The 21,170-nt window shown below is 49.0% G+C and carries 19 protein-coding genes; all 19 read right to left on the reverse strand.

Going from position 1 to position 21,170, the window contains the following annotated elements:
* Positions 1–31: 31 nt before the first annotated feature.
* Complete coding sequence (locus BM321_RS00330) at positions 32–433, reverse strand: GtrA family protein (RefSeq protein ID WP_092441171.1); 402 nt, start codon at positions 431–433, stop codon at positions 32–34.
* Complete coding sequence (locus tag BM321_RS00335) at positions 430–1,716, reverse strand: NAD(P)/FAD-dependent oxidoreductase (protein WP_092441172.1); 1,287 nt, start codon at positions 1,714–1,716, stop codon at positions 430–432. Before BM321_RS00335 ends, BM321_RS00330 begins: the two co-directional genes overlap by 4 nt.
* Before the next feature lie 2 nt (positions 1,717–1,718).
* Positions 1,719–2,657, reverse strand: coding sequence for an NAD-dependent epimerase/dehydratase family protein (locus BM321_RS00340; protein ID WP_092441173.1), 939 nt, complete (start codon positions 2,655–2,657; stop codon positions 1,719–1,721).
* 160 nt (positions 2,658–2,817) lie between these two features.
* The gene (locus BM321_RS00345; protein WP_092441174.1) at positions 2,818–3,558 is read right to left on the reverse strand and encodes an SDR family oxidoreductase; all 741 of its coding nucleotides are present in this window, start codon (positions 3,556–3,558) and stop codon (positions 2,818–2,820) included.
* The gene (locus BM321_RS00350; RefSeq protein ID WP_092441175.1) at positions 3,555–4,868 is read right to left on the reverse strand and encodes an FAD-binding oxidoreductase; all 1,314 of its coding nucleotides are present in this window, start codon (positions 4,866–4,868) and stop codon (positions 3,555–3,557) included. The genes BM321_RS00345 and BM321_RS00350 overlap by 4 nt, the downstream gene beginning before the upstream one ends.
* On the reverse strand, positions 4,865–6,334 hold the full coding sequence (locus tag BM321_RS00355) for a UbiA family prenyltransferase (RefSeq protein ID WP_371856602.1): 1,470 nt from the start codon (positions 6,332–6,334) through the stop codon (positions 4,865–4,867). Before BM321_RS00355 ends, BM321_RS00350 begins: the two co-directional genes overlap by 4 nt.
* 449 nt (positions 6,335–6,783) lie before the next feature.
* Positions 6,784–7,929, reverse strand: a complete 1,146-nt coding sequence (rffA, locus tag BM321_RS00360) for a dTDP-4-amino-4,6-dideoxygalactose transaminase (protein ID WP_092441176.1) — start codon at positions 7,927–7,929, stop codon at positions 6,784–6,786.
* Positions 7,930–8,016: 87 nt separating this feature from the next.
* On the reverse strand, positions 8,017–8,808 hold the full coding sequence (locus tag BM321_RS00365) for a class I SAM-dependent methyltransferase (protein ID WP_256573352.1): 792 nt from the start codon (positions 8,806–8,808) through the stop codon (positions 8,017–8,019).
* A gap of 74 nt (positions 8,809–8,882) precedes the next feature.
* On the reverse strand, positions 8,883–9,314 hold the full coding sequence (locus BM321_RS00370; RefSeq protein ID WP_092441178.1) for a GtrA family protein: 432 nt from the start codon (positions 9,312–9,314) through the stop codon (positions 8,883–8,885).
* A complete protein-coding gene (locus tag BM321_RS00375; RefSeq protein ID WP_092441179.1) occupies positions 9,304–10,227 on the reverse strand; it encodes a glycoside hydrolase family protein in 924 nt (307 codons plus the stop codon). The genes BM321_RS00370 and BM321_RS00375 overlap by 11 nt, the downstream gene beginning before the upstream one ends.
* Positions 10,224–10,889: an acetyltransferase gene (locus BM321_RS00380; RefSeq protein WP_092441180.1), complete on the reverse strand. Its 666-nt coding sequence runs from the start codon at positions 10,887–10,889 to the stop codon at positions 10,224–10,226. Before BM321_RS00380 ends, BM321_RS00375 begins: the two co-directional genes overlap by 4 nt.
* Positions 10,886–11,524, reverse strand: a complete 639-nt coding sequence (locus BM321_RS00385; RefSeq protein ID WP_092441181.1) for a class I SAM-dependent methyltransferase — start codon at positions 11,522–11,524, stop codon at positions 10,886–10,888. The genes BM321_RS00380 and BM321_RS00385 overlap by 4 nt, the downstream gene beginning before the upstream one ends.
* Positions 11,505–12,434, reverse strand: coding sequence for a glycosyltransferase family 2 protein (locus BM321_RS00390; RefSeq protein WP_092441182.1), 930 nt, complete (start codon positions 12,432–12,434; stop codon positions 11,505–11,507). Before BM321_RS00390 ends, BM321_RS00385 begins: the two co-directional genes overlap by 20 nt.
* Positions 12,431–13,126 carry a WbqC family protein gene (locus tag BM321_RS00395; protein ID WP_092441183.1) on the reverse strand — a complete coding sequence of 232 codons (696 nt, stop codon included), beginning with the start codon at positions 13,124–13,126 and terminating at the stop codon, positions 12,431–12,433. Before BM321_RS00395 ends, BM321_RS00390 begins: the two co-directional genes overlap by 4 nt.
* Positions 13,127–14,929: a hypothetical protein gene (locus tag BM321_RS29270; RefSeq protein ID WP_139230432.1), complete on the reverse strand. Its 1,803-nt coding sequence runs from the start codon at positions 14,927–14,929 to the stop codon at positions 13,127–13,129.
* Positions 14,930–15,536: 607 nt separating this feature from the next.
* The gene (locus BM321_RS00400) at positions 15,537–16,775 is read right to left on the reverse strand and encodes a rhamnosyltransferase WsaF family glycosyltransferase (RefSeq protein ID WP_092441184.1); all 1,239 of its coding nucleotides are present in this window, start codon (positions 16,773–16,775) and stop codon (positions 15,537–15,539) included.
* A gap of 2 nt (positions 16,776–16,777) precedes the next feature.
* A complete protein-coding gene (locus BM321_RS00405) occupies positions 16,778–17,764 on the reverse strand; it encodes a glycosyltransferase family 2 protein (protein ID WP_092441185.1) in 987 nt (328 codons plus the stop codon).
* A complete protein-coding gene (locus BM321_RS00410; RefSeq protein WP_092441186.1) occupies positions 17,761–18,693 on the reverse strand; it encodes an NAD-dependent epimerase/dehydratase family protein in 933 nt (310 codons plus the stop codon). The genes BM321_RS00405 and BM321_RS00410 overlap by 4 nt, the downstream gene beginning before the upstream one ends.
* A gap of 1 nt (position 18,694) precedes the next feature.
* The gene (locus tag BM321_RS00415; RefSeq protein ID WP_092441187.1) at positions 18,695–21,154 is read right to left on the reverse strand and encodes a rhamnan synthesis F family protein; all 2,460 of its coding nucleotides are present in this window, start codon (positions 21,152–21,154) and stop codon (positions 18,695–18,697) included.
* Positions 21,155–21,170 lie beyond the last annotated feature (16 nt).

Below are 21,170 nucleotides of genomic sequence, written 5' to 3' on the forward strand. Positions count from 1 at the left end.
CTACGCAGTCCGCAAAGTTTATTGCGATATATTAGCGGAAGGACCATCGTTTATGTCCAAGATAACTTGTGAACACCGGTACAACTACACCTATGGCATGGGCTATTTCCGGTGCCAGTGTAGTGACTCCCAGTTTCGGTAGGACGTAATACGCGAGTCCTATGCTGATCAAAAAGGTTTGCAGTACTGCAACCAGATTAACCAGTACAAAGAACATCGCAGATTTATGTACCGATTGTTGGCTATCCGAAAAGACAAAAAGTCTTGAGAGTATAAAGGCGGTAATCATTCCTGTGATGTAAGCCAGAATAACTGCGGTGGAAAAACTCATCCACAGGTTGTATATCACCCTGGAGCCAAAATTTACGGCCGCTGCAGTGCCTCCTGTCAGTAGAAAGGTCAGGAACTGTTTGGACACAAATTGGTGTATCACGAAGTTATATCCCGCGCCATTTTACGACCAAAATCGATACTTTCGGAAATCCCACGATCTTCTGGGTAGTAATAAGAAGTATCAGCAACCCACAGCCCTTCAACAGGAAGAGAGACGGGAGGTAGCTTTTCCAGATAGCCCGGATCACAGATAGGTTGTGCGTATCTGTATCGGCTTGCACGCAGCTCAATGAAGTCGTCATCCTGCAGTGCAGGGTTGATTTTTTTCAAATAGCGCTGGACTTTGTCCAAGAAAGCCTGGTCCGGCTCAGAGAATAATGGGTGTTCTCCAGGTACGTAGAATGGAACATATACAATATGCTGATCCAGTGGTCGTAGGTTTGAATACTCCACTAAACCAGGAATATCCATCTCTGGATCGTTAGTATTAAGCCAGAAGTTTTCCGTTACAGACTTTCGCAGTTTAGCGATAACGCAAACAACTGCAATGTTTTTCACAGCTTTGAATTTGGTCAAAATCTCACTTGGCAGATCTGGCATTACTCGAGGCACATAGGGCAGTGGAATCGTGCTGATAACCTTATCAAATGCTTCCACGGTGCCGCCCACTTCGAGGCCTTGTACTTTTCCATCGCTAAGTACCACGCGGGTTACCGGCGTTTTCAACCGGATTTCACCACCATGTGTTTCGATATCGGCTTTCAGTGCATGTAAAAGGGTATCTGATCCGCCTTCCAGATAGCCGAGCTTTTCTTTGAAAAGACTGTATCGAGAGCGTCCAATCCTACGGATACGGCTCCAGATCCAGGCAGCCGAAAGATTGCTGCTGTATTCATAGAATTTGTAGTCGAACAAGCGCTGCCAGAGCACTTCCCAGGCTTCTGGCCCAACCCATCGCTTGATCCATCCAGTGGCCTCGACATTGTCCAGAGGCTTCCAGTCATTGCGTTTGGTGCAGAGAAACGCATGCAACCCGTAGCGTACTTTAGCTATCAGGCTGAGCCCGCGGAATTTCAGCAAGGCCACAGGGTTGCCCCAAGGCTGGAGGCGGTTCTGGTACCAGTACCCCATCTTCGTTTCGACCCAGCGCATTTTGTCCGCCAGGCCTAGTTCAGAAAGAACAGTAAGGAATGCGTGGTCGGAAATGCAGTGGAAGTGGTAGTAGCGTTCAATGCTTAGCCCAGAAAAATCAAATGAGGCGGTCATGCCTCCTACGCGGTCGTCAGCTTCGAACAGAACCGGGTGGTGGCCGTCACGCGCCAGTTGATAGGCAACCGCCAGCCCCATGGGCCCCGCGCCCAGTACCGCAATACGCTGGCCCATGGTTAAAACTCCAGAATGAATTTACTGTATTTAGGATCGTTGAAAGTTTCATCCACCGCTTTAGCAAACGGAGTGAATGGCACATTGAAAATAGTTGGCCAGTCAATCACCTCAAACTCATCTTTAGCGCTGAGTGCGGCCAGTTGTTGAGTGGTAAAAGGAGGATTTTTATCAAATTGGCCCCAGATCCAGATCAACGCGTAAAACAATGCATAAGGAATTTTCACAATAGGGGTCTTGACCCGAGTGGCTTTCTTGATCTCACGAATTATATCAATGTAGTCAACTTTTTCATGGCCGGAAATATTGTAAATACCGTTATGAGCGCGATTTTCCATGCAGTTGATAATTACGTTGCAAAAATCACCCGCATACAATGGCTGTCGCATGTATCGGCCATGACCGGGGATCGGAAAGACCGGAACTTTTTTCATGAATCGAGAGAGCCAGCCTAAATGTTTGCGGTCGAACCAGCCAAACATCAGGGTGGGGCGCAGAATCGGGCATGAAATATCGCTTTCTAGCACTATGCGCTCTTGATCTTTCTTGGTTCTGGTATAGAAGTCGTCCGCAACAGATTCTACAACGGAGGAACTGATGTGTATGAGTCTAGGCACATTATTTCCTTTAATAGCTTCAAGGATCAGACGCGTAGAATCGACATTGTTGCGGACAAATTCCTGATAGTCATTACCGCCAATTTGCGCCTGAAGCATAACAACCACATCGGCGTCGATAAAGTACTGCTGCCATTGGCCCGGCTCTGCCAAATCAGCATATTCTACGGTTATGTCAGGTTGCACCTGCTTTAATACTTCGATGTTTTTCTTATGCTTATCTAAAACAACAATATTGGTGTAGCCTTTGGTTTTCAATCTGGCAACGAGATTCTGCCCAACTAGACCAGCGCCACCAGGTAGAACAATCTTATTTGTATGCATAATATAACCAATTATTTATAGTTGCGATGTTCCGAAGTTGTAGGCAAATGTACACTTGGTCTAAGTGCTCGGATGCCAAGCTTGAAGTGTATTCGTCATCGGGTTTTGTAACGTTCGCCATTGAAGCATTCCGCTGGCTTAAAATGCAGTGATTCTGTATTCAGAGATTTGCTCTTTTGAATAAGAAGTTAGGTATACTTTTAATAATCAGCATGATGAAAGCCCAGAACCCCGGTGCATAAAGAATATCCACTTTGCGTTCAATACCCATCACAATGCGCAGGCCGACCTGTTCGGGCTTGCTGACCAATGGTCCCGGCAAAGGCAAACCTTTAGTCATCGGGGTATCAACAAAGCCAGGCTTGATGTCAATCACGTGTACGCCAACCTTGAACATGCGCGCACGCAAGCCTTCACAAAATGTCGACACAGCTGCTTTGGCCGTGCCGTACAAGTAGTTCGAAGGACGGCCTCGATCTCCCGCAACGGACGAAATGATAGCCAGTGTGCCGCAATGCTGCTGTTCAAAATGATTGGCCAGCAGTGTCAGCAATGCAATGACGGATGTACCGTTGTTAACAAGCTCTTTAAGCGCAACCTGAACATCTTTTTCGCAAGCCTTCTGGTCTGGAAGAGTACCGTGGGCAATCAAAGCAATATCTATCTGGCGTAGGGCTGCCAAGCAGCTTTCCAGCATCGAGGCATGGGCCGAGAAATCAACTGCATCCATTATGTATATAGTCACTGCCTTAGCGCCCTGCGCGAGCAGGTCGGCACGAGTCTGTTCAAGTTTCTCGGCATTACGGGCAACCAGGAAGAACTCACCTCCTTGTTGAGCCCACAGGCGTGCGCAGGCGCTGGCAATGGACGAGGTTGCTCCGACAATCAAAACCTTTTTCATGAAATGACTCGTTTCCAAAAACGGGATATTAGGGACGGATCGCGCAGTGCTTCCAGCTGTTCCCAGGCCGGATAGGCTTGGCGGAAGTCGTCGCCTTTCATATGTGCATCCTTTGCGGGATAAAGTCGACCGCCAGCCTGATGCACGATGGCGTCCATACGTTTGAACAAGGCAGCCAAATCCGCTTTTTGCGGGAAGTCCAATGCTAGTGAAGTGCCCGGCAGCGGGAACGACAACAGTCCCGGTGAGATAGCATCGCCACAGCGCTTGAGTACGGCCAGAAACGACCCCTGCCCGGAAGCTGCAATTACGGCCAATAACTCATCCATGGCGACCTCGGCCACAGCGTCAGGTATGACGCACTGATATTGTTGAAACCCTTTGCGTCCGTAAATACGGTTCCAATCGAGAATACGATCCAGCGGATAAAAGAACGGCTCGTAACTCCCCCATCTACGTGAAGGGGTCGTGGGGTGCACGCGCCAGTAGGCTTCATTAAACGCGTGTAAAGAGAGGTTGTTGATCAGGGAAAGTGGCGGCGTTATCGGCACCTGCAGTTTCTTACGCTTTTCAATGCTCAGTGAGCCGTAAGATGCATGGTCGCCAACAATGAACACTCCGCGCCCTGTTTTAGCGCCTTTTGCCAGGCAGTCGATCCAGGCCACGCTATATTCATGTTGATGATCCAGTTCCGCAGAAAGCTTGAAGAATTCGGCGAGGTTATCGAAGCGCACTACCGTGCTGTCGATTTGGCTCGAATGTATTGGCATCAACTGGATTTTCGCCCAAGTAATAATACCAGTTAGACCAAGCCCTCCGATGGAAGCTGCAAAAAGCTCTGGATTCTCCGAAGGGGAGCAGGTCAGCAGATCTTGGCCGTGTCGAAGTAAACCGAAACTGTGAACGTGATTGCCAAATGTTCCTCGAAGATGGTGGTTTTTGCCGTGGACGTCGTTTGCGATAGCGCCGCCCAAAGTGACGAATTGAGTTCCAGGAGTGACGGACAGGAACCATCCTTGTGGGATGCTCAATGCCAGAATGTCCGCGAGGGTGACACCCGACTCGGCGACTACCACGCCTTGCTCCCAATCGACTTCAATAAAACGATCTAAAGTGCGGAGTTGCACGACCTGATCGCTAGTCGCCAGACAGCTGTCTCCATAACTGCGTCCATTGCCAAACGGAAGGGTGGAGCCATGGTCGGAAATCACCCTACTCATCAAGTCGGATATTTCACTACGCCAGCTGCAGGTGTGCGCATTTTGAGGGGCGCAGGGGTAGTGTCCCCATGAATAACGACTGTTGCTCATGCCGCAACCCAGAACACTAAGGCGAACAATGCGCCGACAATCAGACTGATTCTGTCACGAACAGCAAATACTACTGGATCATCATGCATCTGTCCGCGGTGGGTCAGCATCCATATCCGAGTAATCCAGAAAAGCAGTAGAGGGCAGGCAAGCCAGATTACCTGTGGATGGGCATAGAGCGCATTAGTCGACTGATCATGAATGTATAGAGCAAGCACCATCACAGCCAAGTAGCCGGAAGATGCACCAAGCGAGGAAATCATTTCTAGGTCGTCTGGATAATAACCACGACCGCGGGTTTTTTCAGTATGTCCCTTTTTGCGCGCCTCGCGTAGCTCTGCGTAGCGTTTGACAAGCGCCAAGCTGAGGAAGATGAACATCGAGAACGCAAGGATCCAGAAGGTGAGGTCAAGGCTAGTAGCGGCGGCGCCTGCAATAATCCGCAGGGTATAAAGTATGGCGAGTGAGATGACATCAATTGCCATGTGCCGTTTTAGTGACAAAGAGTAGGCCAGTGTCAAAATATAGTAAGCAGCTAGGACTCCAGCAAATTCCCAAGGTAAAAGCATTAGCGCGCCAGTAAACGCAGCAACAAGCAGTGCTGGAAATGCGATAAGCCCCGATTTTATTGAAAGGTGGCCTGCCGCGAATGGGCGATTGCGTTTGGAAACATGGTGGCGATCATCAGCGAGGTCGAGAAGATCATTTAATAGGTAAACACTTGACGCGCATAAGCCGAAGAGGAGGAATGCCAGAATGCCTTGCCAGATCAACTGCAGGTTGGTTATCTGGTGCGCGGCGAGCAATGGTACAAAGACAAGGGCGTTTTTCATCCACTGGTGTAGGCGAAGTGCCTTCATCCAGTAATTCAATCTTGCAGGATTAGACTTAATGACTTGTTTAACATTACCCTGTGCTGCAGCGCGCCGTTCCACACCGGATTCAGGGTTTACGACATAGGCTTCACGGGCGGACTTCCATACCGAGATATCATCGAGCGAGTTTCCAATGTAATCGAAACCTTGATCCCCATAGAGTGTAACTAACAGTGCCCGTTTTTTATGGGATGATAGATTTCGATCACTGTCAGAGGCTAAAACGCTGTCAAACAATTTTAGGTGGGCGGCGATACGTTCAGCCAGCGAGTGGTGACTGGCGGTCGCCAGAACTATGGTTCGTCCTTTTTCACGTTCGCCCTCAATGAGAGCGATCACCTCTGCGTCATAAGGTAAATCGGCCACGTCGAGATTGGTCGCGTTTGCAAGTCCTTCTTTTAGGGTGGCTTTGCCTTTGAGTAGCCAATAAAGAGGTTTGAACAGACTCATCGGCTTATGCCTGACGAAAGCCATTCCGGTTTCCAATAGCAGGTCGGAACGCAGCAAGGTGCCATCCAGATCGACAACGAGTGGAGGCAAGGAGGGGATTAGATGGGCAGTCACAGGAGTTCTTCCCTGAATACTGGGCAGACAACTGTCCCAGCAAAGTGAATCTAGGAAAACAACAGGCTCTTTAGTAAACGCTACCAAGGTGCAAGCAGGCTTTCAGGTGCGCAAAAATTTAGCATAAACGTCGCCTTTTTCATAGCAAACACTTATCTCGGACGAGTCTAAAGGCTTATGCAATGCGGCGAACCCCCGCTACCCTTGCTCAACTTGGTACGGCATCGACTGCTAGAACGTCGGCCACCCACTGCCGGAAAACGCGAGTACGGGGCGATGCTTTGAGATCCTCGGATTCGAGATGCCTACGACGAAGGCAGCAACCGTTGCGCTCCAAGTACAAAGTCTGGACGCATTATTACGTGCGGGCTGCTTATAGAGGCCCGGACCCCAGCATCAACCTTCAGCTTAGGCTTAGGATGTGTGATTCAGGCCAATGCCAGCGTTGAAAAAGTGCACTTACCTTGCCCGAGCATTCAGCTAGAGGTCGTACGCAGCACCTCGACGACGCGATCCTGCTGCTCATCCGACAAACCAACCCACATCGGTAAGCGAACCAGTCTTTCAGACTGCTGGGTAGTGACTTCTAAGTCACCGTACGTACGACCATAGCGCACTCCCGCAGGGGATGAGTGGAGGGGTACATAGTGAAAAACCGACCAGATTTCGTTTCGCTTAAACTCATCGAGAACTTTTTGGCGGTCTATTTCTGGCGACAGCAGTACATAGTACATGTGGGCATTGTGCTCGCATTCCTCGGGCACTACTGGGCGCCTTAACAGCCCCTCGGCTTCAAGCGGTCGGAGGATATTGTGATAGCGCTGCCAGCTCGCCAGCCGGGCGCTTGTGATTCGATCTGCTTCTTCAAGTTGCGCCCAAAGAAAAGCAGCGATCAGTTCACCCGGAAGGAATGACGATCCGACCTCTTGCCAGGTGTACCTATCCACTTCACCCCTAAAGAACCGGCTGCGATCAGTGCCTTTCTCACGGATGATCTCGGCGCGCAATGCCAGTTCAGGGGTATTGACCAGTAGCGCTCCGCCTTCACCCGAAATCACATTTTTGGTTTCGTGGAAGCTATAGGCACCCAAGTCACCGATACTGCCCAGAGCGTGTCCTTTGTAGCTCGCCATCACCCCCTGCGCCGCATCCTCAACGACTTTCAAACCGTGCTGTCGGGCTATAGCCATGATCGTATCCATCTCGCACGCAACACCCGCGTAATGGACCGCTACTATCGCGCGGGTGCGGGGCGTAATTGCAGACTCAATCAGTTTTTCGTCTAGATTCAGTGTGTCTTCTCTGATATCAACGAACACCGGAACACCACCGCGGAGCACAAAAGCATTGGCGGTAGAGACGAAGGTGTATGACGGCATGATGATCTCATCGCCCGGCCGGATGTCTAATAACAAGGCAGCCATCTCGAGTGCAGCCGTGCAAGAGTGGGTAAGTAGCCCCTTGTGACAACCAGTGCGATCCTCTATCCAGCTATGGCAGCGCTTGGTAAAAGGCCCGTCGCCAGCCAAACTGCCGTTAAAATGCGCCTCAGCAATATAGTAGAGCTCCTTGCCCGTCATGTGAGGCCAATTAAACGGAATGCGGTTATCTGTCTTTTTCATAAATTCCTATTCATCGTATAGCCTGTAGAAATCCACATCCAACCAAGAGCGTCAGTCAAAAAAAATATACTTCCATGCCGTGCAGACTCAGACTTTTCGTGCCGCAATAAGTCTGGAACCGCCAACAGGATATTTTAGTCCAAGCTTAATCCCGAAAAGCTCGAGCATCATTAGTGAGTAAAATAATTTATTAAAAAACGGATTAATTTTTAGCTCATCAGTAGGGTTGGAACTACCTGGGTTTCTTTTTTGCAATTCTCTAGAAAGCATCATTGCCGGAAGAAGAGTCGTTACAAACGATGTGCTATGTAAAAGCTCAAAACCACAGGTTCGAACTTTGGCCTCTATTTCCAGGCGAGTGTATCGTCGTACATGGCAGGCGTACTCATCGGAAGCGCTCCATAGCCAGGGATGTTGGGGTACAGTCAATAACAAAACTCCATTAGGCTTCAAGGCTTTATGAAGTTGAGCGAGGACAGCTTCATCTTCTTCAATATGCTCCAGCACATCAAAGACTCCTATAGCATCGAACTCATTCACGAACGGCACATGGCGCGCGTCCATTTGCATGAAGTTCGCAGAGTTTATTCGTTTAGTAGCATGGGATAAACCAGTAGCGAAAATTTCACTGCCACTCAATGCTACTTCCGGATGCGCTTCAGCGATGCCAGACAATACAAAGCCAGTGCCGCATCCAACCTCCAAAAAATTTTGAAGTTCTGGCATGTATGTACGGAGGGCCCAAAGAATAATTTTGTTGCGGGCCCGAAACCAGAAGTTAGTAGCTTCTAATCTGGCTAGTTCAGAAAAATACTGGGGCTTGAAACCGCCACCATCATTTGCTAGGTCTGGTGCATGAGCCACCACGCCGTTCAACAAGACCGGAGCATAATCGCATACTGGACAAATCCATCCGTCCGAAGAAAAAACATGTTCGCACTTAAGGCAGCATCTCATGACTGTGTTACTTCCTTTTCGGTCGGTTGCGGTGCGAACACGAATACTCGCGACAACACAAACAAGAAGACGGCAACCACAATGATAGATACCGCTTGGACGAGTTGATGTGTAAAACCCATCCAGTCCACAAACAGCGTCAGTAATAATAAATTCAGTAGATAACCTGTTAGTTGTACCAACAGGTAGCGGCTACCGGCTATGCCAATGTGCCCGTCATGTCGAAAGGTAAAGCGTCGGTTAGCAATGAAACCGATCAGAGCACCCACCGAATATAACAATGTCATTGTTAGCTTAGGAGCGCCCCATAAATAGGTCAGGAAAAGGTAGACGGCATAACCACAGAAATTAGTCAGCACACCAATCATTGCATATCTAAAAAACTGCCGAAAAACCATCTGAGACGGTGAACCCGATTCAGCACTCATCGCGGACCGCCAAACCAAAACCAGTTTTACCATACCCATTGCCGTTGTAAAGCATGTACAAAGCTCCTGAGTGATAAAACGCAAATGGGTATTCGATCATCTCAGAGTCCCACCCACTCGATGAGACGTCAATCCTCGCACTGTTCAGGTCCAATTCCCACTTTTTTCCATCCATGGAGCGTGCGTGTCCTATGCGGTACTTCTCGCCGGCGCCGCTACGATATGAAAACCACATCTCAAAATCCCCGCACTCGCTCATCACTACGGTAGGCCGTGAAAAGGCTTGAGCTCGTCCAAGCTCGTAGGGGACGGCTAAACCATTTCGATTCCAGTTTCTCCCGTCATCAGATGAAGCGTGCTGGATTACATGCAACATCTCGCTGTTACCGGCATCCCAAGTAAGCGTAGATCCGTACCACATATGGAAACCACCTGATGGCCTCGCAAGTACCCAAGGATAGGACAAGCTGATAGGATCGACTGGATTGTTGCCCATGAAGGGTTCAAGGCTATCCAGTTCCAGCGTGAGTTGTGTGGTTAGGATCAGGCGGCCAATATCTCCCCGCCAATGTCCGTTTGTGGGATTTTGCCAGCCCATGAACAACATATATCGGACGCCATCAGCTTCGTAACAGTTGCCAATGCTTACGCCATCAGAAAAAAAACTCCCGGTCGGACCGTGCTCAAAAAATGGGAAGTGGTGTTCTTTAATAACTTTACGCTGGACAATATCGACATCGACAGCACCTACAGAGGAGCGATTGAGCTCATCACGGCCACTGAAAAATATACGATAAACATCGCCTTCCATATATACAGGCAAAGGATTCGCCGCATGCGAAATTAGTTTAGGGTGCCGGCCGCCTGGCTTGGGGGTGTAAAGCTGACCTAGCTTTTTCCAATATTTTGTCATATGCCCCTTAACCTTGTGCTCGGCACCCTTGAGCGTTCTGTAGGTACACCGATATAAACTCCATCGGGAGCTGCGTTCTCGAGCAACAGGGTCCCTGCTCCTACAACACAACGATCTCCAATTTTAATATGGTCCCGTAATGTGGCGTTTACCCCGACAAAACATTGCTCGCCAATTTCTACACCGCCTGAGACAACTACATGTGACGCAATGAAAGTATGATCACGAATAATCGAGTGATGGCCTATGTGATTACCGCTCCACAACGTAACATTGTTACCAATTTTCACAAATGGTTGAATCGTATTGTCTTCAAAGATGAAACAGTTTTCGCCGATTTCTCCGCTGTTGAGCACTGTTGCGTGAGAGCTGACGAAGCTCGCTAGCTTGTAACCTTTTTCTTTCGCAGAAAGGAATTTCTCCTTGCGGATGGCGTTAAGCTTCGAATAGCTCAGTGCAACGAAAAAATCATTATTTTCGGGCGGATATTTCTTGGTAATGTCTTCAAATGCGACGATAGGTAAGTGGCAAAAGTTAGATTCCTTGATATAACAGGAATCGACGGTAAAGGCGACAACCTGATAGTCGGAGTCAGCGCTGAAGTAGTAATGTGCAAGTTGTGCGATTTCTCCAGAGCCAAAAATTACGAGCGATCTTTTCATGGCGTTTTCCTGACTAGGATAGTGAACTCATAAAGCCCATAGTCATGGATCAGGGCGACCTGTGGGGAATAGCGGCGCTTGCATAAATCAAAAAGCAGGCACGGGTCAGCGTAGTACAAGTAGTCGCGTTTCTTGTCCTCATCGGAGTATGAGGTCAGGCAGTTGAAAGAGAATCCCAACCTGCTGGTGCTATCCAGCACGTCCAGGGTGCTTTGCAGGTAGTCATACCATTCGGCATTTGATCGACCTTGACGCACGTTGAAGATCCCGCTGGCCACGCCATAGTCGGATACGTGGTCTGGCTTTGCTGAGGAGATGAACCTGGCGCGAGGTGCAGCAGCATGCCTTTGGCCCGCAGCGCGGATCATTTCGGGGGAGACGTCTACTCCAAGGTACGTAAGAGTCGAGTACTTGTCCTGCAAATAATCCAACAAGGCGCCGTAGCCGCAACCAAGGTCGTTCAGTGTGAAATTGTTTTTATCAGAGCCAATTATTTTGCAAAGTTGTTCAAATCGTATGGTTTGACTTTCTTCACCATTCCAATCGACGCCACGAGGTGTATCTCCATGCTCTGCAAGTTTTTCGGCATAGTAAGTCGCTACCTCGTTGAGCAAATCAATCTTGTTGTTGTGCATAGATGTGCCTCACAATGGTATAAGGACGTTGCTTCGTTTCGGAGAATATCTTTGACAGGTAGATTCCAACCACGCCGATAAAAGATATGACCATGCCGCCAAGTAGCCAAATTGAAGCCATCACAGAGGTCCATCCACTTAACGGCTTTGAAAGGAAGAGCCAGTGCGTAACCAAGTATGCGATATATGCTAAGGAAAATAACGAAATCGAAACGCCGATGTAAAAAATACTCACCAATGGTGCATTGCTGAAAGACGTCACCGAGTTGACCAATAAGGACATTTTGCTACGAAAGGTATATGTGGTTTCGCTGGTATTATGTTTTTTTATAGCATGTGGGCGCTGATCAAAACCAGTGATATGCCACAAACCTGCCATGAAAACTTCCCTCTCTTCATGGAGTAACAGTGATTCAACATAGCGACGTGTCATCAAACGAGCAGTGACAATATTTTCCGCTAATGCTAGACCTGTCAGTGCCTTAAAGAAACGATAGTACCACTGACCGCTCCAGCGCTCGAACCAGCTTCCTTTCCTGCGTTCCTGAACGCCGTAGACCACATCGCAGCGCTCGATATCCATCTGTTCACCAAAGCACATTAGCCATTCAGGTTCTTCCTCAAGATCGCTGTCAATTAAATAAATTCGCTCCCCTTTGGCGTGCGCTAAGCCAGTCATCATCGCTTTGTGATGACCGAAGTTGCGCGATAAGTCGACGACTACGACGTGTACATCCTGCTCCGTGAGTTTAACGGCCAGATCCAAGCTATTGTCTGGCGATCCATCGTTTACAAGAACAATTTCAAAATCTTCTCCAACCAGCTGCTGTGCGGTGGTACTTGCCCGCTCATAAAACTCGTTGAGATAAGGCCCAGATTTGTAGAGAGTTGCAACGATTGAAAGCTTCATGCCACGTACCTCATGTATCGAGGGGCATCTTTGCCACAGTTGAATAAGAGATCGAGGATGGTAACACCATGTGTAAACTCACCCCACATTTGCTGATATTCCGGATAATTCGCATAATTGAACCAGGTGAGTTTAAGGCCTTTATCTAAAAAGATTTTTTCGTCGACATAGTCCTTTGCCGCAGGTCCTGAAATGTACTCAGTGCCGCCGGCCTGTATACAAAGATCGGCAAGTCGCTCGGTCTTACCTTCTTGTAGGCTGTAGTCCCATGAATTGGTGATTACAGTACTGATTCCTAAGTAGTTACAAATAGCTTCAATAAAACGACGGTTCAATTGTGAAATGTGAGTGAAGGTTTCCTGAATGTAGATCGGCTCCAGCCACGCGGCAACTTCAGCAAAATGTGGTGCGCGGCGATAATTCTGTACCAGCGCTTTCCAATGCGCGGCCGCCCATTCAACCCCGTCGATTTCTGTCTCGCGGATCTTTTGGTGGTACTTGCCCTTCACCATAACAGGAACCGTCAGCCACTGAACACCCTGTGGTGTTTTAATTTGGTTGCGGTTACGCCAGTCGCGCCGCGTGTACTGCATGTCGTCGTAGAGAATAAATTCATCCACTGCGGCGATCATGTCAAAATAGCCCTTCCACGGAATATAGTTAGATTGCAATATCGCTACAATTTTACTCACTTACTTACTCCAGGTCTGATAATCAAATCCATCGATTGCGTCCGAGGAATAACCACGCACAGCCAGATAACTGCCTGCCTCGGCACTGTTTGAAGCGTGCGGATTTAGTATTAAGTAATCAGGTTTGTATTGGTCGACAAATTTATGAAAAGCGTCCCTCGCAGCGGGATCCGTTGAGCTACCGTACAAATAGCTGGCAGTTAAATTGCGTTCCAGGGCATTGCTTTCACCTGAATACTTACTAACAATAAGTCCTAGGTAGTCTTCTCTAAGGTAATACTGTGGGAATTTTGATGAATAAATAATAAGATTGCCAGAAATTTCAAGCGGAGCAAAAACACTTCCAGGTTTCATTGAGTTTGCGAACTTGCTCACATAGGAACGAATTGGCTCGTGGATTTTATAACTAAAAAGATCAAACTCGGCACCGTTTCCTGGCCTGAAGACTGACGAAGGTGAAATAAATGTCAGTCCGCCGAGCAAAAGAAATGTCGAAGAAACTAGGAGTTTGAAATTCCGGGCCTTGTGACTTAGAGAGCAAAATGCAATTGCCGAGATAAGCGGAAATGGCAAAAGGTAAAACATTCGCCAATAAGCATTTTCTGTAGTTATGTATCGTATAACAAAGCCCGAGACAACGGGGTTTAAAAGTACTACAAAGGGAATTAACGTCCATAAAATAAACAATTTTCTATGGGGTGAGAATAGGCCTACAAAAATTAATGAAAGGAAAAAAACAAATGGTGTCAACGGGAACTCGCTGTTTATAAGATAACCAATCTGGTCAAGAAAGTCGGCCGAGAAGCCCGAGTTGATCGAGCTTCCGGCAGGCATTACTTTCTGAGCTTCTTGCCTGAAATCCAAAGCCAGCATTGCAGTTGGGAAAAGCGCAATAAAATAACCAATTCCCACCGTCAAAGTGCTTTTACTAAATAATTCCCCCCTTGATAGAAAAAAGGCAAGGTAGACAGTTAATGCTAGAAATGGAACATAGATAAAGCTGGTTGTCGTCAATGTGGTTAATGCAATGGAAACTATAGATAGATGTAAAATTTGTCGCACTTTTTTTTCGTTGAAATACTTAATTGAAAAATAGACCCAGCTATAAAAACCAAGATAAAACAAGACAAACTTTCCGTGAAATGCCCGGGCGATACTTAAATTGCCGTATGTCCGATGAGTTTCCCCGAGTAACAGTGCTAACATTACAAGGAAAATAGCCCCTGCTAGCCTGATACGAGTCTCCCGATGAAAAAGGCCTAATAGAAGATAGATGGAGCAAAATGCAAGAAAGCCAACTAAGAAGGGGAATATTACATGATATGCAGTAAGAAAATGGACCCCTAGCAACCAAGATGAAGATGCTTGTAGCACTTCGTAATACTGAAAGACAAAAGAGTTTGCTTCGGTCGGAATTCCGGCCACCCAGGTTATTGAGTTGTTTATAAGGCTGCTCGGATTTTCCGTGTAAAAAACCGCTTTCGGAGCATAGACTGAATCATCGATATCAGGTCTATTGATGGATGATGTTATAATTCCAGTTGTGAGCGCACAAAAAAATATCAAGATCGAGCTTTTTTGTTTGAGTGCGCTGGCCACATAACTTTCTTTGTGAGAGAAAATAAGCCCCCAAACAACTGCTAATAGGATAAACACTGCGCCTAAGATATTGGATGCTAATCCGAAAGAAATAGGGATTTTTGCTCCAATTGAAAATACAAAAAATCCTGCTGCCAGAAAAACATAGAAAGATGTCAGCATCAACTCAATCGTTTTGTCCTCTGGATTTACAATAATTTTCATTGTTTATCGGCTTTTTAGTGCTGTCGCAGTTGTTTGGGGTTATTGGCGCCATTTTATCCTTTGGAAGGGTGGGCGTCACCCTTATACCCTTTACGCCATTTCTTTTTCGGATTGGCATGCTAGCAGAGGGGCCTAGCGTACGCCTGCCTTCGAGGGGCAACCCCGGGAAGCGTTTTCCAGATGCCCGTTCCATTCATCATCTCTTAGAGGCTGACTTCGTGCTTACCCGGAGCAATCCCTCATCGAGGTTGAGGCGAGAAAAACAAGAGGAAAGTCGTTCGTCACGATACGAGGAGCCAAAGTCTGATGTGGGACGGCTGCGCCACAGAATAAACCTGTCAAATGGCCGATGCAGTTTCTGACTGCCAGGACAATAGCCCCCATCCGTATCGTCAGGAGATGTTTTGAATTGTTCGAGGTCGATGAGCCTGAGCCGAAGACAGGAACCGTTGCGCTCAAAAGGCGTTTTCCTAGGATGCTACATAGAGTATTTTTCTGGGGCCGCCAAGTGCCGGATAAAAGTTTGACTAGATCTGGCCACCTGTAATGGTGGGGCTGGTTATGCACTTTTGCGGCCCGACTATCAATCGATACAGGTGCAGTTGGGCTACGAGGATTGCGGGCCGGACAAAATCTCCTCAAGTCTTCGAGCCATTTTGTCCCCTTCCACCGACCACGAAGCTGATGCTGCAAACGCGAAGGCGTTTTCCTTGATTTGTCGTGCCAGTTGTGGCGATCGCAAGACCTTTTCCAAGGCATCCGCCAACGTGTTGACTGTAGGTTCAGCCAGCATCGCGATGTCATCATTGAGTAGCCATTCGGTGCATTCAGCGCGATTGCTAACAACCGGTACACCACAGGCCATGATTTCGAGGGGTAACAGCGACAGATTCGTTAGCGACAATACCAGCGCTGCATCGCAAGCACTGTACAGCTCAGCAAGTTGTGCGGGATTCTTCAGCCCAGCGTGATCGCAGGCAAACGGGAATGTGTAATGGTGTACGTCCCATCCTGCCATCACAATTGTTACATCAGGAACCCGCTGAGCAAGCTCTGCCAGAGCCAATACGCCGAGGTCAAAAGCCCTTCGCGCTGTCGGTGGTCGTACATAAAAGAAGACGCGTTTGGCAGCCCCTCGATCAGCCGTGGTATGAGGCTTGTATAGCGCTCTATCATATGAAAAACCAAGTGCAGTCGCCTGCATGCCAAATTGTTGGTTCAGCAGGCTGGACAGCCAGCTTCCAGCTGTAAAGCCATGGAAGCCAAATCGATAGGTTTGCTCTGCTAGCGCGTACTCGGTGCCCGCAGGGTAGAACCAAGGTTCATAATCTTGCACAAAATAGCACTTATGGGTTGTGGCGCTGATGTTCTTTACTGCATAAGCGGTTTGCCACGAAGTAGCGATTGATATGGCAGCTGAGGGAACCACCCCATTGACGTAGTAAATCTCTACATTGTCGACGTCGAACCAAGACCGGATCGTCGATTTGATTTTGGCAATGGATTGTTCGCCATCGTCCTCAACAATGATGACCCGATTTATGAAACCGAGGTTTCCGATATGTTGCATGAACCTGAAAAGATTGAGATGCCCGCCAGAGCCTTTTCCAATGGGAGGTATATACCAATTGACGGTTTTGTCGCCGTTGGCCAAGGCATTGTCTGGTTGCTGAACGGCCGGTGCGAATTTCAGGAAGCGATAGGAATGTACGACGTCAGGCTTGGTGAACAGCGAGCGCGAGCTTCTGAAACGGCGTGACAATATGCTGAGGAAAGAGGAGAGGCCTTCTTGCCTGATGTGGTTCAGAGACTTTTTGATTTGAGCTGCAAGCAAATGAGCATTCACAGTTAACGTTTCACCCGTTTAAGTTTTTTGTCACGCGAGCAAAACGCAATAAGCGCTGGAGATTTGAAGGCAGCCCGGACTCCCAGCCAACTGCCAGATACTCGCATGAGATTATCGATGGGCATTCTGATTGCCAGCAGTATCAACCTCCATCCCTCTTCAGGGAGGTGTTGACGTACCGATTTGAGATCCCTCAGTGTCAATCCGATCCAATTTCTCAATAGCACCAGCAAACCTTTGGGCTGGTTGTAATGAAAGAGTTGATCCAGTGCCATGCTTTCATCGAAGCTTCGTTGGAAGCGTTCCCAAAGACCATAGTTATGCGAGTGATAGACGACGGCATCGTGGCTGTAGGCTTTCTTAAAACCGGCCTCAATGATGATGCGCGCCCATGCCTGATCTTCGGAAAAGTCTACCTCCGGGTAAGGGTGACGCTCCCAGACCGAGCGCCGGATAAGTGCATTGTTGTCGGAGAAGAAGTACAGGAATTGCCGGTAACCAGTGTCGGTCCGGTAACGCTCCGTATCTGTCAGTTGCGATACGGGCTGTTTTTGAAAGCCCGAGAAATGCAGGACCAACTCCTCGCGCGTGAAGATAGACGCATCGTCGTAGGCGATATGCCTGCCGAAGACTCCGGCGATTTGCGCATCTGCTTCGATTGCGTTGACCAGACAGCGCAGCCAGCTATCTGTAACTGGCTGCGCATCCTGAGTAATCATGGCGATAAATTCGCCTTTTGCATGCTTGATAGCAATATTGCGTGTGCGTCCGTGCTGGAAGTCAGTCGGTTCGACATCAATGATGCGAACTGTGGGGTTCGACCGAACAATGGCCAAGGTTTCATCGCTCGATCCGGAATCAATCACAATGACTTCAAAGGGCCAGTCCGTCTGCTGTGCCAGAACAGCCCTTAAGACTAAACGGAAGCGGCTTCCACCATTTTTCGTGGGAATGACGACCGACACTTTGATATCGGGAGATGCCATCATTTCCCCATCGTTCTCTTCATCCAGGCGCTGGTCAGCATCAGGCCTTCTTCAAGACGAACCTTGGGTGCCCATTTCAATTCCCGGGCCGCCAAGCCATTGTCAAGAACGCTCACCGGTACGTCATACGGTCGGCCAGGAAGGTATTGCTTATCTATCGTGTCACCGACGACAGTCTCGATCCTTTCAATCAGCTCATTGATGCTGACACCGGAGCCAGAGCTGATGTTAAAAACGCTGTGGGGACCGTCGTATTTGAGAGCCAAGGCAAAGGCTTCCGCGACGTCCGAAACATAGACGTAGTCGCGAGTGACGCTGCCGTCCCCCCAAATCTGGATCGACTCGTTTTTTAATGCGCGGCTCAAGAACACCCCGACAGCGCCTTGGGCGGTTTCGACACGCTGGCGCTCGCCGTATGGATTGGTCACCCGCAGCACGGTCGCCTTGATGCCATGAAGGTGTTGGTACATAAGAATGTACTTTTCGATGGCTAGCTTGGTGATGCCGTACGACACCTGCGGATCGGTAGGGTGCGCCTCATCGACTGGCAGGTAGTTCGGAGCACCATATACGGTGCCGCCGGAGGAGATGAACAGGATGCGAGAGATGCCCTTCTCAACCATAGCGTTGAGCATTTGCAGCGTCGCGACCAGATTAGTCTGGACATCATAAATCGGATCGTCGTTCGAGGTTTTCGGCAGTGTGGTGGACACCAAGTGCAGTACCGCGTCCATTCCGTCGACGGCTTCGCTGACGTCATGTGTACTCATCAGGTCGCCGGTCACCCATTCTACGGATTCGGTCGGTTCGAATTTCCGATAGGGCTCCACCCTCGGTCGTTCGAAGATGCGCAGCGAATGACCATCAGCCAGCAGGCGGTCGGCGATTGCCGAGCCAATGAAACCACCACCACCAAAGATTAATATTTTCATTTTATCTCGTAATGCTTTTAACGTTGGTCAATGCAATGTCATAGCCATTGCTTTGCACGATGAGTGGAAACAAACGCTCCAGCGCATGCAGCATACTGCCATCGTACGGCAGTGGCTCATCGGGATAGTCCGACCAAGTTAGCTCCAGCGCGTCTAGCGAGCGAAGGCTTTCGGTCCGCGCCCAGAACATAGTCCCAACTGGAAATATGATATTTTCCGGCAAAGGATTCAGGCCAAGGCGCTCTTGGAGCGCTTCGGCGTAAGGACGATTTTTACCCCAGCAGACAATATGTGGGTCATCCGCAAACACCATGCCCATGCGCGAATCACTTAGCAGTCTGGAAGTGATGACATCGGCCATCGGATTGGTTCGTCCCAACAGGTTTTCGATCAGGAAATCGTACCAGACACTGCCTACCTCTGGATTACTCTGATCCTTGCTCTTTTTGGTGTGCAGGTGGCCGACAATGTCATATTCACGTAGATGACGATGATTGAATGCGCTCAAGAAAGGACCAATATCACGGCCTTTGTTCGGCACCACTTCGATTGCGATCACATTGCCAGGGTAATTAGCGCTCACTACGTCCAGTTCTGCCTTGACCTTTTCGTCTGGGGCACTCAGGAATAAGTCAGGACGTACCCTATTAACGGATAGGCAGTCGAGGATATGTCCGAACAAGTCAGCATAGAAGACGTGAACATGTAGCGCAATCCGGCCGCCTTCAACTTCAGCATTGATCGGGGAGGCGGGGGTCAATACCTCATGAATCCAGGGGCCTTCAGGTTTGCCAGCCCGTAGGTAGCAGGCGAGAGGGTTCTGGCCAGCCTTGTAATCGTCGGATTGCTCGGCGAAAACGGCTGGGTGGAAGCCAGGAAACAATCTCCGTTCCTTGATGTTGTTGGCCCAGGATCGGCCATGCATGCGCAATGTGTCGAAGTCGGAAATTGTTCTATGATAACGCGGGATGAAGTCGTCTCTATAGACGCCCGCTTGCTCGATGGTGGTGTGGTCGAGCTTTTCTTGCGCCGCCTGAGCAATTGCTTCCTGCGCAATTGATTCCAAGCCATCCATGTAGGTTTGCATGGCGAATTTACGCGTCGATGCTTCCTTGAGAGTCTCTCCGATAGACGAGGCGACGGCTTCGTTGGCCATCAGGACGCTCAGCTTCTGCGCCATATCCGGGACATGCAGATAGCGTGCTACACAAGCCTCTCGAAGGCCGCACTCAGTGAGGAAGTCAGCGATGCCCGTTGTTTTGTCGAAGCAAAGCACAGGAAGTCCCAGGCTCATCACATCAATGGCCACGTTCGGCAGCGGATCTAGGCGCGAGGTGATCAAGACTGCCGAGGACTCATCGTAAACCACATGAATCGCCGAAGTTTCAGGAATGAACGTAACGTGATCTTGAAGGCCCGCACGCATAATCTGGTCGTGGAGATATGCTGAATACTGCACATCATTTTCCGGGTCATAGCCTTTGCCGACCCAGACAAAGTGCAAACCGTCCATATCACCGTTTTCAAGAGTGCGGGCAGCGCAGTCAATAAAAAGATCCACGCCCTTGCGCAATTGAACCAATCCCGCGCCAAGAACGATTCGTTTATTTCCCTTCTTCAGCGCTTCAAATGTGTTTCTCAGCCGCGCTTCTTCCGTTGCAACTTTCTCTTCGTCCAAGTTGGCAAATTTAACCTCGCAACGCCCCTGAGGAAGAATATGTACTGGATAGGTCGCCAGATTCGGAAAGTCCCGGACAGCGCTCTGATGAATCACCGAGGAAGAAAACACGGTGCGTGTTGACCAGAACATGGTTTCCACAAAAGCTGTTTTGGGGCGGGTGTAGGCGGAAAACTCATGAAGCAAACTGATCGTCGGAACGAAGTTGGCCGCCAGTCCTTGCAACACGACACGGGATTCAATGCTATTGATCAACGCGAACTTGATCTTGTTGAGGCTGCAGATTTTATCGATCAGTACGCGTGCGTGATCTGGATTAAATCGCAGCCCTGAGCAATCAATAAACACAGCGCCGGAGTCCTTGAACTCGTCTGTCAATTCGCCACCACCCAACACCATTGCAATAACGTTGTAGTGACGTTTGAGCATCATGATCAGATTTAAGCTCAGGATCGGGGCTCCGGTCCTGGAGGCCTCATGGCTGACAACAATTACGGTATCCCGTGAAGGATCAAGCTGCACAAGTTCGAGACTGCTCTGATGCAGTACTGGGGAGTGACCGACACGTCCTTCTTTACGACCATGAAAAACGTAGTGACTAAAAGGGTCGGTGCCCGAGTTTTTAATGTCCGGGTACTGGTTAAGATAAAAAACCGGGTCGAAGCCGAGGGCGTCTCCCTTGGCTTTAATGTAGGCTCGCGCATAAAGGCCTTGAGCTATCCTTAAAGCCAATTGCTTCACCTGGCGACCTTTATTGCGCATCTTGTTCTTCAACTGGTTCATTCCATGGACTGCATTA

This window comes from Pseudomonas sp. NFIX10, from assembly GCF_900111955.1.
GTDB lineage: Bacteria > Pseudomonadota > Gammaproteobacteria > Pseudomonadales > Pseudomonadaceae > Aquipseudomonas > Aquipseudomonas fluorescens_AA.